The 12,445-nt window shown below is 73.2% G+C and carries 16 protein-coding genes; 7 read left to right on the top strand and 9 right to left on the bottom strand.

Translation table 11 applies throughout. The annotated features are described in order from the left end of the window. From QZX64_RS01065 to QZX64_RS01055, 3 genes are all read left to right on the top strand, one after another. Positions 1-895 (top strand): iron-containing redox enzyme family protein (locus QZX64_RS01065; protein WP_366558488.1); only part of this gene is annotated, 895 nt, incomplete at its 5' end. After that, complete coding sequence (locus tag QZX64_RS01060; RefSeq protein ID WP_295656242.1) at positions 892-1,104, top strand: CDGSH iron-sulfur domain-containing protein; 213 nt, start codon at positions 892-894, stop codon at positions 1,102-1,104. The genes QZX64_RS01065 and QZX64_RS01060, both read left to right, overlap by 4 nt. Positions 1,105-1,214: 110 nt before the next feature. Further along, positions 1,215-1,340: a hypothetical protein gene (locus QZX64_RS01055; RefSeq protein WP_295656240.1), complete on the top strand. Its 126-nt coding sequence runs from the start codon at positions 1,215-1,217 to the stop codon at positions 1,338-1,340. Here the strand turns inward: QZX64_RS01055 and QZX64_RS01050 are convergent. Both QZX64_RS01050 and QZX64_RS01045 read right to left on the bottom strand, forming a co-directional pair. After that, complete coding sequence (locus QZX64_RS01050) at positions 1,337-1,939, bottom strand: methyltransferase (protein WP_295656238.1); 603 nt, start codon at positions 1,937-1,939, stop codon at positions 1,337-1,339. The two genes, QZX64_RS01055 and QZX64_RS01050, sit on opposite strands and share 4 nt — an antisense overlap. Before the next feature lie 46 nt (positions 1,940-1,985). Then, positions 1,986-2,798 (bottom strand): siderophore-interacting protein, encoded by an 813-nt coding sequence (locus tag QZX64_RS01045; protein WP_295656236.1) that lies wholly within the window; start codon positions 2,796-2,798, stop codon positions 1,986-1,988. Positions 2,799-2,901: 103 nt separating this feature from the next. Here QZX64_RS01045 and QZX64_RS01040 point away from each other — a divergent pair, with 103 nt between their 5' ends. Then, positions 2,902-4,074: an acyl-CoA dehydrogenase family protein gene (locus tag QZX64_RS01040; RefSeq protein ID WP_295656235.1), complete on the top strand. Its 1,173-nt coding sequence runs from the start codon at positions 2,902-2,904 to the stop codon at positions 4,072-4,074. A 24-nt stretch (positions 4,075-4,098) separates the two neighbouring features. Here the strand turns inward: QZX64_RS01040 and QZX64_RS01035 are convergent, their stop codons facing one another. Together QZX64_RS01035 and QZX64_RS01030 are read right to left on the bottom strand one after the other, a co-directional pair. Next, positions 4,099-5,601: an MXAN_6640 family putative metalloprotease gene (locus QZX64_RS01035; protein WP_295656233.1), complete on the bottom strand. Its 1,503-nt coding sequence runs from the start codon at positions 5,599-5,601 to the stop codon at positions 4,099-4,101. Positions 5,602-5,718: 117 nt separating this feature from the next. Further along, on the bottom strand, positions 5,719-6,114 hold the full coding sequence (locus tag QZX64_RS01030) for an adenylyltransferase/cytidyltransferase family protein (protein WP_295656232.1): 396 nt from the start codon (positions 6,112-6,114) through the stop codon (positions 5,719-5,721). A gap of 37 nt (positions 6,115-6,151) precedes the next feature. On the opposite strand from QZX64_RS01030, the gene QZX64_RS01025 reads away from it, so the two are divergent. Then, on the top strand, positions 6,152-7,426 hold the full coding sequence (locus QZX64_RS01025; protein WP_295656230.1) for a DUF445 domain-containing protein: 1,275 nt from the start codon (positions 6,152-6,154) through the stop codon (positions 7,424-7,426). A gap of 226 nt (positions 7,427-7,652) precedes the next feature. Next, entirely contained in the window at positions 7,653-7,898 is a 246-nt protein-coding gene (locus QZX64_RS01020; protein ID WP_295656229.1) for an RNA-binding S4 domain-containing protein, read from the top strand. Between the two features lie 6 nt (positions 7,899-7,904). Here QZX64_RS01020 and QZX64_RS01015 read toward each other — a convergent pair whose 3' ends face one another. The 3 genes from QZX64_RS01015 to QZX64_RS01005 all read right to left on the bottom strand — a co-directional run bounded on the left by QZX64_RS01015 (position 7,905) and on the right by QZX64_RS01005 (position 9,707). Continuing rightward, positions 7,905-8,273 (bottom strand): FKBP-type peptidyl-prolyl cis-trans isomerase, encoded by a 369-nt coding sequence (locus tag QZX64_RS01015; RefSeq protein WP_295656228.1) that lies wholly within the window; start codon positions 8,271-8,273, stop codon positions 7,905-7,907. Positions 8,274-8,312: 39 nt separating this feature from the next. Beyond that, entirely contained in the window at positions 8,313-8,744 is a 432-nt protein-coding gene (locus QZX64_RS01010) for a CBS domain-containing protein (protein WP_295656227.1), read from the bottom strand. A gap of 72 nt (positions 8,745-8,816) precedes the next feature. After that, positions 8,817-9,707: an inositol monophosphatase family protein gene (locus tag QZX64_RS01005; RefSeq protein WP_295656226.1), complete on the bottom strand. Its 891-nt coding sequence runs from the start codon at positions 9,705-9,707 to the stop codon at positions 8,817-8,819. Positions 9,708-9,759: 52 nt separating this feature from the next. Here QZX64_RS01005 and QZX64_RS01000 point away from each other — a divergent pair, with 52 nt between their 5' ends. After that, on the top strand, positions 9,760-10,206 hold the full coding sequence (locus tag QZX64_RS01000) for a DUF2231 domain-containing protein (RefSeq protein WP_295656225.1): 447 nt from the start codon (positions 9,760-9,762) through the stop codon (positions 10,204-10,206). An 8-nt stretch (positions 10,207-10,214) separates the two neighbouring features. Here the strand turns inward: QZX64_RS01000 and rsgA are convergent, their stop codons facing one another. Beyond that, entirely contained in the window at positions 10,215-11,216 is a 1,002-nt protein-coding gene (rsgA, locus tag QZX64_RS00995) for a ribosome small subunit-dependent GTPase A (protein WP_295656224.1), read from the bottom strand. Then, a partial coding sequence (aroA, locus tag QZX64_RS00990) for a 3-phosphoshikimate 1-carboxyvinyltransferase (RefSeq protein WP_295656223.1) occupies positions 11,213-12,445 on the bottom strand: 1,233 nt, incomplete at its 5' end. The genes rsgA and aroA, both read right to left, overlap by 4 nt.

The raw sequence follows: 12,445 nt of genomic DNA, 5'->3' as shown, positions 1-12,445 counted from the left end.
GCGGTCGGTGCCCGAGCGCACGCCACCGCTGCCGCAGTTCGCCGACGACGCCGCCGACGCAGCCCTCTCGCTGTGGGTCCTGCACGAGCTGTCCTACCGCGGCTTCGAGGACGTCGACGACGAGGCCGAGTGGGACCTCGTCGCCCTCGGCGTGCGGCGCACCCTGGAGCGCGAGCTCGAGCAGCGCCTGCGCGACCGCTGGCCGGGCAACCCGGCGGGCGGCTACGACCCCGACGACCTGCTGGCGTTCGTGGAGGCCGACGACGGCCCGTCGCTGTCGTCGTACATCCAGAAGAAGGCGACACGGGAGGAGACCCTCGAGCTGCTGCGGCAGCGCTCGGTCTACCACCTCAAGGAGGCCGACCCGTCCGCGTGGACGGTGCCGCGCCTGCCCGTGCGCGCTCAGGCCGCCCTGGTCGAGCTCCAGTTCGACGAGTACGGCGACGGCGACCCCAACCGGCTGCACTCCCACCTCTTCGCCCGGGGCCTGGACGCGGAGGGTCTGCGCTCGGAGCGCGGCGCCTACATCGACGAGGCGACTCCCGAGACGCTGGAGATGAACAACGCCATGTCGCTGTTCGGGCTCCACCGACGGCTGCGTGGTGCGGCCATGGGTCACCTGGCGGCGTTCGAGGCGTCGAGCTCGCTGCCGTCGCGCAAGATGGCTCAGGGCCTGGAGCGGCTCGGGTTCAACGACCAGCTCGTCGGCTACTACACCGAGCACATCGAGGCCGACGCCGTGCACGAGCAGCTCGCCGCCCGTGGCATCTGCGGCACGCTGGCCGAGGACGAGCCGGCCCAGGCGGACGGCATCTGGTTCGGCGCCTTCACCTGCCTGGACCTCGAGGCGCGCTTCGCGCGGTCGATGTTCGAGCGGTGGGGGAGCCAGGCGTGAGCGGACCTCCGCAGCACGACCATCCTGACGTCGTGCTGTGCCCCGGTGGACCCGTGCTGGTGCGCGGCGCGCACACGGTTCAGGACGCCGACGGGCAGGTGCACGAGGTGCGGCGACCCGTCGTCGCGCTGTGCCGCTGCGCGAAGTCGGCCCGGCTGCCCTTCTGCGACGGCACGCACAAGCTGCTGCCCGAGGGCGCCCGGCCCTGAGCCGCCGCCTCCCCGGGGCTTTCGCCGCGCGGCTCCTCGCCCTCGCCCTAGTCCCGGAGCTCGTCTTCGCGATGTAGCCGTCGTCGTACAGGGCTCTGCTGCCGGAGTCGGTGCTCGACACCGTGACGTACGTCGTCCTCGCCGTCGCCGAGATCCTGCCGAAGATCCACCTCAGCGACTGGGTCGGGGACCGCGGACGCCGCTTGCAGACCCGGAGCATCTACCCCGGTGACTAGCGCCGCACGAGCACCAGCACACCCCGCTCGTGGGGCCGCACCTCCGCGAGCGTCAGCCCGGTGGCGGCCAGCCACGGGTCGCCCCGCAGTGCCTCGACCTGCTCCGGGGAGCCGAGCTGGAGCAGCCCGTGCGCGGTGGGGAGCAGGTGCCGCTCGATGACCTTCAGGCAGCTGCGGGCGACGTCCAGCCCGTCGTCGCCCCCGTCGATCGCCAGCAGCGGGTCGTCGGGGAAGCGCCCCGTCTCCTCGCGGCGCACCCAGGGCGGGTCGGCGAGCACCAGGGCGAACCGCTCGTCCTCGCCGAGGGCCTCCTCGAGGCGGCCCTCGCGCACCTCCACCAGGGCCGCGAGGCCGGCCGCCTCGGCGTTGACACGGGCGTACCGACAGGCCACCGGGTTGGCGTCGACGCACACGAGCCGGCGGCCGGAGCCGGCGACGGCGAGCAGGCCGATCTGACCCGCTCCCGCGCAGAGCTCGAGCACCGGTCCCTGCGGCGCCGCCCGGAGCAGCTCGGCTGCCCACAGCGACTGCTCGGTGGTCCACTCCCGTGGCCGGAGCACCCGGTCGTCGAAGGCGATCTCGAGGGGGCCGAAGGTCATGCTGGACACGGTCACCGGGATCGGTACCCCCCTCGCCCGTGCTCACTCACGGCGCGCGTCCGACGAGCTCGGCGTCCATCGCCGCCACGAAGTCGCGCTTGACCTCGCGCCAGGCCTCGTCGGTCATCTCCCGCCGCCAGTACGGCGAGCACGACATGTCGGCGCGTGCCACCCCGCGGTCGAGGAGCAGGTGGCGGCGGATCCCCCGGATCTCGACGGCCTCACCGTGCACGAACGCGTGCACGCGGCCCCGGGGGAACGTCATGGCGCGGACGGCGGAGGCCAGCAGGTCCTCATCGCCGGGCGCACCCGTGCGGTGCAGCCACCGCAGGTCGACGTCGGCCTCGCTGACCAGCCGGACCTCGTGGTCGGGGCCGTCGCAGACGAGCCGGACGACCGCCCGGGCGCCGGCGGGCAGCACCTCGAGGGAGGCCGCGATGGCGGGCAGCGCGGACTCGTCGCCCACCAGCAGGTGCCAGTCGGCGTCCGGGTCGGGCCGGTAGCCGCCCGCCGGACCCTCGAAGACCAGGCAGTCGCCCGGCCGCGCCGCGGCCGCCCAGCGTCCCGCCACGCCGGTGTCGCCGTGCACCACGACGTCGAGGGTGAGGGCCGGCCGGGCGGGGTCCCACGAGCGCACGGTGTAGCGGCGACGGGCCGGCCAGAGGTCCCGGGGACACACCTCGCGCACCTGCGCGCAGTCGAACACCTCGCCGTACGGCGCGCCCGGCGGCGCGATGGCCACGTTGACGTAGGCGTCGGTGGCCTCCGGCATGGTGAGCGCGGCGAGGTCGCCGCCGCCGAGCACCACCCTGACCAGCGTCGGGGTGATGCGGGAGGTCGTGATGACGCGAGCGTGCATGGGCGGTCCGTCCAGTCGAGGTAAGGCAACCCTAACCTGCAGGTGGTGGCCTCCGGCGCCTGGTAGACCTGCGGGTGACCGCGCCCCCTCCGAGAGGCTCCCCATGGCAGCCCCGCAGACCCCGCTCGAGCTGTTCGGCACCGACGACCTCGTCGACGCCGACGACCTCGCCATCCGCGACACCGTGCGCAGGCACGTCGAGGAGAGGGTCCGCCCGCACCTCGCGGAGTGGTACGACGCGGGCACGCTCCCGGCCCGCGAGCTGGCCCGCGAGCTGGGCGGGCTGGGCGTGCTCGGCATGCACCTGGAGGGGTACGGGTGCGCGGGCACCAGCGCGACGGCGTACGGCCTGGCGTGCCTGGAGCTGGAGGCCGGTGACTCGGGCCTGCGCTCGCTGGTGAGCGTCCAGGGCTCGCTGGCGATGTACGCGATCTGGCAGCACGGGTCGGAGGAGCAGCGGCAGGAGTGGCTGCCGCGGCTGGCCGCGGGCGAGGCGATCGGCTGCTTCGGGCTCACCGAGGCCGACTTCGGGTCCAACCCCGCCGGGATGCGCACCCGCGCCGTCCGGGACGGCGACGACTGGGTGCTCGACGGCACCAAGATGTGGATCACCAACGGCTCCGTGGCCGACGTCGCGGTGGTCTGGGCCCGCGTCGAGGACCGCGTCCGCGGCTTCGTCGTGCCCACCGACGCCCCGGGCTTCTCCGCACCCGCCATCACCCGCAAGATGTCGCTGCGGGCGTCGGTGACCTCCGAGCTCGTGCTCGACGGCGTACGGCTGCCGGGGTCGGCCGTGCTGCCGGGTGCATCAGGCCTGTCGGGACCGCTGTCGTGCCTCACCGAGGCCCGCTTCGGCATCGTCTTCGGTGTCCTGGGGGCCGCCCGCGACTGCCTCGAGACGGCGCTGGACTACGCCGGCGAGCGGGAGATCTTCGACCGCCCCCTCGCCGGCTACCAGCTCACGCAGGCCAAGCTCGCCGACATGACCCTCGAGCTCGGCAAGGGGATGCTGCTGGCCCTCCACCTGGGCCGCCTCAAGGACGCCGGCACGCTGCGTCCCGAGCAGGTCAGCCTGGGCAAGCTCAACAACGTGCGCGAGGCGATCGCCATCGCAAGGGAGTGCCGCACCATCCTCGGTGCCGCCGGCATCACCTTGGAGCACCCCGTCATGCGGCACGCCAACAACCTGGAGTCGGTGCTGACCTACGAGGGCACCAGCGAGGTGCACCAGCTGGTGATCGGCCGGGCCCTCACCGGCCACTCGGCCTTCCGCTGATCGACCTCGGACCGGCAGCGCCGGTCAGCGCACGGAGGCGCTGACCGCGAACCTCTGCTTGTCGTCCTTCGGCCGCCCGCCGCAGGCCCACGTCGTGCCGGCCGTCACGCAGTCGGCGTAGCGGGTCGAGGCGTTGCTGAGCAGCAGCACGACGTAGCGGACCTTCTTGCGGTTGAACTTCACCAGCTTGCTGCCCTTGCCCTTCTTGTTCAGCTTGATGGTGGTCTTGGAGACCGCGCCCTTCTTGGTGAACACCAGCGCCCGGGCGACCGGGTCGGCCTTCTTGCCCCGGGTGGCGTCGACCGAGACGAGCAGCTTGCGCTTGCCGTTCACGCCCTTGCCCGGCTTGATCCGCAGCGAGCCGCTCGACAGGTGCGCCACGGCGAGCTTGCGGACGCCCGTCCTGCGCTTCTTGCCCGTCAGCGTGACCCTCGAGGTGACCGGCGACGCCTTGTACGCCGCGCCCTCGGCGTACTTCTTCTGCGGGAGCTGGTTGGACTCCACGAAGGAGGCGTAGAAGTCGGCGAACTTCGTCTTCCTCGACCTCAGGTAGGCCGAGATGCCGCTGATCGAGGACTGGTCGGGCGCCCCCGCCGCCGCGTCGAGCCGCGCCCAGACCTGCCGGACCGCGTCGACGCCGAACGACTGGGAGAGCCGCTGGACGAAGATCCAGTTGCCGTACATCGCCAGCGACCCGTTGTAGGTGTCCAGGGGGGTGCCGGGCCTGCCGAGCTGGCCGACGGGGAGGTACTGGCGGTTGTCGTTGACGTCGCCCGCGACCTGCTCCTCCATCCACGTGGCGGTCGCCTCCATCCACCACTTGTCCTCGGCGGCGTCGAGGTTGAACTGGATGGCGTGGAAGAACTCGTGGGCAGCGGTGACGCGCAGGCTCGAGACGGGGTCCATCGGGAAGCCCAGCATGTCGTTGTCGAGGATGCAGTAGGCCTGCGCGAGGTACCTCTGGCCGGCGACCGGCGCCTCGGGCACGCAGAAGCCGTAGTAGCCCTGCGACGACACGTCGGCGAGGTAGACGTCGAAGCGGCCGTCGCCGCCGGCCGTGCCGTCGGACGCGGGCGCACGGTAGCCGAGCTGGTCGACCTCGCGGGTCCAGGAGGTCTCCATGACCTGCAGCGTCTGGGCGGCCCAGGCGGCGGTGGCCGAGCCCTCGCCGGCGCTCAGGTAGGTCACGCACACGTGCGGGCCGCAGACCCGGGCCCGCGGCGCCCCGGGGGGGTACGTCGTGGTGTTGGGGTTGTCAGGGTTCTCCGGGTCGGTCGGGCGACCCAGGAGGGCGTCGGCCCGGCGCTGGTCGGCGGGGCCGAGGTCGGGTCGTGCGAGGTACAGGTCCCGCATCGCCATGCTCACGTCGCGGTCGGCCTCGCGGGGCGAGCCGTCGAGGGCGGCACGCGCCTGCTGGACCACCGGCGCCGGGGCCGCGGCCGGCCGGGGGTCGGCGGCCACCGCGCCCGGGAGGGCGAGGGTGAGCGGCACAGCCGCGGCGAGCACCAGCGTGACGAGACGACGCACGAGAATCCCTCCATCGGGCCCGTCGGTCTGGTCCGAGAGGCCTGGGTCAGGCACAGGCTACGTGCCCGAGGTGGCCGGCGCGCGGGAAGCCACCCGGCGTGGCCGGGGGGAGTCGCCTCAGAGATCGGCGATGTGCTCGATGATCGCCGTGGTCGAGATGGCGGGGGTGCGCTGCAGGTAGACCACCTCGCACACGTCGGAGAACTCGTCGAACTTGCCGGCCCAGTCGTCGCCCATCACCAGGACGTCGGCGGCGTGCTCGAGGATGTAGTCGCGCTTCTGCTCCAGGCTCTCCTCGACGAAGACGCCGTCGACGACCTTGAGCGCCTCGACGATGGCCAGCCGCTCGGCCTCGCTGAACACCGGCACGCGGCCCTTCTTGCGCTCGTTGAGGGCGTCGGCGGACACGCCGACGACCAGCCGGTCACCCAGGGCGGCCGCCCGCTGCAGGACGCGCAGGTGCCCGACGTGGAAGACGTCGAACGTGCCGAAGGTGATGACCGTGCGAGGCATGGGCGGCATTCTGGCACGGCAGGGGAGGATGGCCGCGATGAGCACCACGACGAGCACCGCCCCGATCCTCTCCTCCGAGCCGGCCGCCGACGAGGCACGGCGCCGCGGGCTGCGCCGGATGCGCACCGTCGCCGTCTCGCTGCTCGTGCTCGCCGCCGTGGTGTACGTCGCCACGCTCGGCCGGGACGGCTTCTGGGGCTACGTGAACGCCGGCGCCGAGGCCTCGATGGTCGGCGCGATCGCCGACTGGTTCGCGGTCACGGCCCTCTTCCGTCACCCGCTCGGTGTGCCCGTGCCGCACACCGCCATCATCCCGCGGCGCAAGGACGAGCTGGGGCGCGGGCTGGAGGAGTTCGTGGGGGACAACTTCCTCCAGGAGGACGTCATCCGCGAGCGGGTCGCGACAGCCGGTGTCTCCGGCCGGGTCGGGCGGTGGCTCGCCGACGAGAACCACGCCCGCAGGGTCGTCGACGAGGTCTCCGTCGTGACGGCGACGGTCCTGGGCAAGGTGCGCGACGACCAGGTCTCCGACTTCTTCACCGAGGCGCTGCTGCCGCGGTTCCGCGAGGAGCCGATCGCCCCGCTCGCCGGCGGTCTGCTCGCCGAGGTGGTCGCCGACGACCTGCACCACGGCCTGGTCGACCTCGCGCTCGAGGAGCTGCACCGGTGGCTGGTGGGCAACCCCGAGACCTTCATCGAGGTCATCGGCGAGCGGGCACCCTGGTGGACCCCGCCCCGCCTCAACGACGTGGTGACCACGCGCATCCACGTCGAGGTGGTGCGCTGGGTCAGCGACATCCGCGACGACCCCCACCACCACGCGCGCGGCGCCCTGGACCAGGTGCTGGCCCAGCTCGCCGACGACCTGCTGACCGACCCGGCGACCCAGGAGCGTGCCGAGCGGCTCAAGGAGCGGGTGCTGGCCCACCCGCAGGTGCTCGCCACCGGCATCTCGCTGTGGAACGCCCTGCGTCGCGCCCTGCTCGCCTCGCTCGACGACCCGCAGGGCGCCGTGCGCCGGCGAGCGCTCGCCGAGCTCTCGTCGTTCGCCGGGCGCCTCACCACCGAGGAGGCGCTGCGCGATCGCCTCGACCGGACCGCCGCCGACGCCGCGGTCTTCGTGATCTCCCGGTACGGCGCGGAGCTGACCGCCGTCATCACCCACACCATCGAGCGGTGGGACGGCAAGGAGGCCGCTCGCCGGATCGAGCTCCACGTCGGCCGCGACCTGCAGTTCATCCGGATCAACGGCACCCTGGTCGGCGGCCTCGTCGGCGTGCTGATCCACGCTGCGAGCGTGGCGCTCGGCTAGGGGGCCGTCGAGGTTGGGATCCCCGGATATCCGGGGATCCCCTCGGTTGGTGGCCGTAGCAACCCCCACGAACCGCGAGCAAGGGATGCCAAGCTCGGCCCAGCGCCGCACCGAGGGTGCCCGCACCGCCCCCGCAGCACGGTGGGCGAGGGCCACCACGCGCAAGCAGGGGGCCTCGCAGGCGCCCGGCGCGTCGTGGCCCGGGTGGGCGCGCGAGAATCACCCCATGCCCGCCCCCCAGGACGTCCCGATCCGCGACGAGTCGATCCGGCTCGGCCAGTTCCTCAAGCTCGCCAACCTGATCGACCACGGGTCCGAGGCCAAGGAGCTGATGGTCCAGGGGTCGGTGCTGGTCAACGACGAGGTCGAGACCCGCCGCGGGCGCCAACTGGTGCCGGGCGACGTCGTGACGCTCGGCGGGGTCTCCGCACGGGTGGCCCAGGGGCCGGTCGAGGACGACCTGCCCTGGTGAGCCGCCTCAGCTGACGTCGAGCAGGTCGACCACGAAGATGAGCGTCTCGCCCGGCGCGATCGCACCGCCGGCGCCGCGGTCGCCGTACCCCAGGTGCGGCGGGATGACGAGCCGGCGGCGACCGCCCACCTTCATGCCCTGCACGCCCTGGTCCCAGCCGGAGATGACCTGGCCGATGCCGAGGCGGAACTGCAGCGGCGCGCCGCGGTTGTAGGAGGCGTCGAACTCCTCGCCCGAGGAGTGCGCGACGCCGACGTAGTGCACCGAGACGGTCTGGCCGGAGCCGGCCTCCGGGCCGTCGCCCTCGATCAGGTCGGTGACCTCGAGGTCGGAGGGCGCGGCGCCCATGTGCGGGTCGACTTCAGGCTTGTCCATGGCGACCACCCTAGGGGGTCGCCCGGCGCGCCCGCCGGCTCAGGTCTGGTGGACGTAGCTGTCGAGCTGGTCGCGCTCGAACTCCAGCTCGCCGATGCGGTGCTTGACGAGGTCGCCGATGCTGATGACCCCGGTCAGCGCCCCGTCGCTGACGACCGGCACGTGGCGGATGCGGTGCTCGGTCATCAGCTGCATGAGGTCGGTGACGGACTGCTCGCCCTCGCAGGTGTACACCGACGTGGTCATGATCTCCCCGACGGGGCGGTCGAGCACGCCGGCCTCCCCGTGCAGGCGGCGTACGATGTCGCGCTCGCTGACGATGCCCTCCACCGCCGCGCCGTCGGTGCTGACGATGAGGGCTCCCACGTTGTGCTGGGCGAGGAGCCCGACCAGGTCCCGCACGGTGGCGTCGGGAGTGACGGTCACGACCTCGTGGCTGGGCTTGGCGTTGAGCACGTCCTGGATCCGCATGTCTACCTCCGATGGCTCGATCTGGGTCGAGGTGATCGAAAGGCTAGCGCCGCGAGTGGAACGGCGACAGGGTCAGTCGAGGGACGGACGGCGCTGGCGCAGGTCGTGGACCGACCCGGGACCGGGGCGCCGGGCGTCGGGATCGAGGTCGTCGTCGGGCATCGTCCCGAGGAAGGCCAGGGCCGCCTCGTGGAGGTGTCCGTTGGAGGCGAGGGCGTTGCCGCCGTACGGTCCGTCGGTGCCGGCGAGGGAGGTGAACCGGCCGCCCGCCTCCCGCACCACGATGTCGAGCGCGGCCATGTCGTAGACCTCCAGCTCGGGTTCGGCGGCGAGGTCGACGGCGCCCTCGGCGAGCAGCATGTAGGACCAGAAGTCGCCGTACGCGCGGGTGCGCCAGCAGCGGCGGGAGAGCGAGAGGAAGTCGTCGAGGCGGCCGCGCTCGTCCCAGCCGCCGATGCTGGCGTAGGACAGCGAGGCGTCCTCGAGGCGGCGTACGTCGGAGACCTCGCAGCGGGTCGCCTTGAGCAGCGAGCGGCCGGTCCAGGCACCGTGGCCCTTCGATGCCCACCAGCGCCGCTGCAGCTGGGGTGCCGAGACGACGCCGAGGACGACCTCGTCCTCGACCGCGAGGGCGATCAGCGTCGCCCACACGGGTACGCCGCGGACGAAGTTCTTGGTCCCGTCGATCGGGTCGACGATCCACTGACGCTGGCTGTGGCCGGACGAGCCCTGCTCCTCACCCAGCACGGCGTCCCGCGAGCGCACCCTTGACAGCGTGCGGCGGATGCCCTCCTCGACCGCCTGGTCGGCGTCGGTGACCGGCGTGAGATCGGGCTTGCTCATCACGTGCAGGTCGAGCGCCTTGAAGCGCGACATGGTGGTCGAGTCGGCGTCGTCGGCCAGGACGTGCGCCAGCCGGAGGTCGTCGGTGTAGTCGGGCTGACCAGGACCGGTGAGGGGCATGGCCACAGGCTAGTGCCCGCGCTTTCGTTGAATGCGGTACTACTGTGCCGACATGGAGATCAACGGCATCCCGCTGCACCCTCTCGCGGTGCACGCCGCGGTCGTCGCGGGCCCCGTCGCGGCGCTGGCGGCGCTGCTCTACCTGGTGCCGGCGTGGCGTGACCGGCTGCGGTGGCCCATGGTCGTGCTGGCGGTCGTGGCGTGCGGGGCCATCTGGGTCGCCCACCTCAGCGGTGAGGACCTCTTGGCTTCCGGGCGCTTCGACGGCCTCGCCGGCCAGCTCGCGGAGCAGCTCGAGGAGCACGAGGAGCTCGCCGAGACCCTGCGGCTGGTGGCCAGCGGCTTCACGGTCGTCGCGGTGGTCGCCGGGCTCCTGCACCGGCGCGCCGGCGCCCTGCGGGTCGGGCTGGGGGTCCTGCTGGCGGCCTCGGCGGTCGCGCTCGGCGTCTGGACTGTCCTCGCCGGTGAGGCAGGCGCCCGCGCGGTCTGGGGCGCCTGAGGCCGCGGTCAGTCGGCCGCGCTCTCCCGGGCGGCCAGCAGCCGCCGGAACGACTCGACGCGCTCGGGGTCGGCCTCGCCGGCGGCGACCGCGTCGTCGAGCCCGCACTCGGGCTCGTCCTCGCCGTGGCTGCAGCCGCGCGGGCAGTCCTCGGTCATCTCCTCGAGGTCGGGGAACGCCTCGATGAGCCGCTCCGGCCGCACGTGGGCGAGCCCGAACGAGCGGATGCCGGGGGTGTCGATGATCCAGCCGTCGCCACCGGGCAGCTCCAGGAGGTACGCCGAGGTCGAGGTGTGCCGGCCGCGGCCCGTGACCGCGTTGACGATGCCGACCTCGCGGTGGGCGTCGGGCACCAGCGCGTTGACCAGCGTCGACTTCCCGACGCCGCTGTGACCGACCAGCACGCTGGTGCGCCCGCGCAGCCGGTCGCGCACCTCCTCGAGGCCGCCGCCCCGCTGCGTGACGACCCACGGCACGCCCAGCGACCGGTACGTCGACAGCAGCGTCTCCGGGTCGCGCAGGTCTGCCTTGGTGAGGCAGAGCAGCGGCGCCATGCCCGCGTCGTACGCCGCCACGAGCGCGCGGTCGATCAGCCGCGGTCTCGGTTCGGGGTCCGCCAGGGCGGCGACCACGACCAGCTGGTCGGCGTTGGAGACGATGACGCGCTCGACGGGGTCGTCGTCGTCGGCGGTGCGCCGCAGCGTGGTGGTGCGCTCCCTGACCTCGACGATGCGGGCGAGCGTGCCCTCCCCGCCGGTGACGTCGCCGACCACCCGCACGCGGTCGCCGACCACCACGCCCTTGCGGCCCAGCGGGCGCGACTTCATGGCGGTCACGACCCGGCCCTCCATCAGCAGGGTGAAGCGGCCGCGGTCGACGGTGACCACGACCCCGTCCACGGCGTCGTCGTAGGTGGGCCGGTCCTTGGTGCGGGGTTTGGTCCGCCGGCGCGGACGCTCGTAGTGCTCCTGGTCGGTCTCGTCGTAGCGCTGCTGGTTGCGCGGCGTCACAGCAGGCCGGACCAGAACGCCGCGAAGTCGGGGAAGGTCTTGCCGGTCGTCGCGACGTCCTCGACCAGCACGCCGTCGACGGCGGCACCCAGGATGACGCCGGCGTGCGCCATCCGGTGGTCGCCGTAGGTGCGGAATACCCCGCCGTGCAGGCCGGCCGGACGCAGGGAGAGCCCGTCGTCGCGCTCGACGACGTCGGCGCCCAGGCCGCCGAGCTCGGTGGCCAGGGCCCTGATGCGGTCGGTCTCGTGGTGGCGGATGTGGGCGACCCCGCGCAGGTGCGAGGGGGAGTCGGCCAGGGCGCACAGGGCCGCGACGGCCGGTGTCAGCTCGCCCACGTCGTGCAGGTCGACGTCGACCCCGGAGAGGGTGCCGGCGCCGCGGACGCGGAGGCCCTCGGGCGTGTGCGAGACCTCGCACCCCATGGAGGCGAGGATCTCGCGCAGCGCGTCACCGGCCTGCGTGGTGGACCCGGGCCATCGGCGCACGACGACGGAGCCGCCGGAGACGGCTGCGAGCGCCAGGAACGGTGCCGCGTTGGAGAGGTCGGGCTCGATCACGTGGTCGACGGCCCTCACGGTGCCGGGGGCGACGGCCCAGCGGTCGGCCTCGGTCTGGTCGACGTCGACCCCGTGCGCCCGCAGCATCGCGACCGTCATCTCGATGTGGGGCAGCGAGGGCACCGGCTTGCCGTCGTGCACGACCTCGACACCCTGCTCGTAGCGCGCCCCGGCCAGCAGCAGCGCCGAGACGAACTGGGACGACGACGAGGCGTCGATGACCACCCGGCCGCCACGCACCGACCCGCTGCCGTGCACGGTGAACGGCAGCGCGCCCCGGTCGCCGTCGTCGATCCTGACGCCGAGGTCGCGCAGGGCGGTGAGCACGCCTCCGATCGGGCGGGTGCGCATGTGGGCGTCGCCGTCGAAGGTGGTCGAGCCGGACGAGAGGGCGGCGACCGGCGGCACGAACCGCATCACGGTGCCCGCCAGGCCGCAGTCGACCTCGCCGTCGGCGTCGAGGGTCGCCGGCGTGACGTGCCAGTCGTCGCCGGCCGCGTCCACCTCCGCACCCAGGGACGTCAGGGCCCGCGCCATCAGCGTGGTGTCGCGCGAGCGCAGGGCCCGGTGCACGACGCTGGGACCCTCGGCGATCGCGGCCAGCACGAGCGCGCGGTTGGTGAGCGACTTCGACCCGGGCAGGTCGACCGTGACGTCGACGGGCCCACG

It is taken from the genome of uncultured Nocardioides sp. (assembly GCF_902805925.1).
Taxonomy (GTDB): Bacteria; Actinomycetota; Actinomycetes; order Propionibacteriales; family Nocardioidaceae; genus Nocardioides.
This window is presented reverse-complemented; position numbering and strand designations above follow the sequence as displayed.

Bases quoted from the DNA above. Each gene is read 5' to 3' on its own strand.
- QZX64_RS01050 (WP_295656238.1), bottom strand. From the start codon at position 1,939: ATGACCTTCGGCCCCCTCGAGATCGCCTTCGACGACCGGGTGCTCCGG.
- QZX64_RS01045 (WP_295656236.1), bottom strand. From the start codon at position 2,798: ATGCACGCTCGCGTCATCACGACCTCCCGCATCACCCCGACGCTGGTC.
- QZX64_RS01040 (WP_295656235.1), top strand. From the start codon at position 2,902: ATGGCAGCCCCGCAGACCCCGCTCGAGCTGTTCGGCACCGACGACCTC.
- QZX64_RS01030 (WP_295656232.1), bottom strand. From the start codon at position 6,114: ATGCCTCGCACGGTCATCACCTTCGGCACGTTCGACGTCTTCCACGTC.
- QZX64_RS01025 (WP_295656230.1), top strand. From the start codon at position 6,152: ATGAGCACCACGACGAGCACCGCCCCGATCCTCTCCTCCGAGCCGGCC.
- QZX64_RS01020 (WP_295656229.1), top strand. From the start codon at position 7,653: ATGCCCGCCCCCCAGGACGTCCCGATCCGCGACGAGTCGATCCGGCTC.
- QZX64_RS01015 (WP_295656228.1), bottom strand. From the start codon at position 8,273: ATGGACAAGCCTGAAGTCGACCCGCACATGGGCGCCGCGCCCTCCGAC.
- QZX64_RS01010 (WP_295656227.1), bottom strand. From the start codon at position 8,744: ATGCGGATCCAGGACGTGCTCAACGCCAAGCCCAGCCACGAGGTCGTG.
- QZX64_RS01005 (WP_295656226.1), bottom strand. From the start codon at position 9,707: ATGCCCCTCACCGGTCCTGGTCAGCCCGACTACACCGACGACCTCCGG.
- QZX64_RS01000 (WP_295656225.1), top strand. From the start codon at position 9,760: ATGGAGATCAACGGCATCCCGCTGCACCCTCTCGCGGTGCACGCCGCG.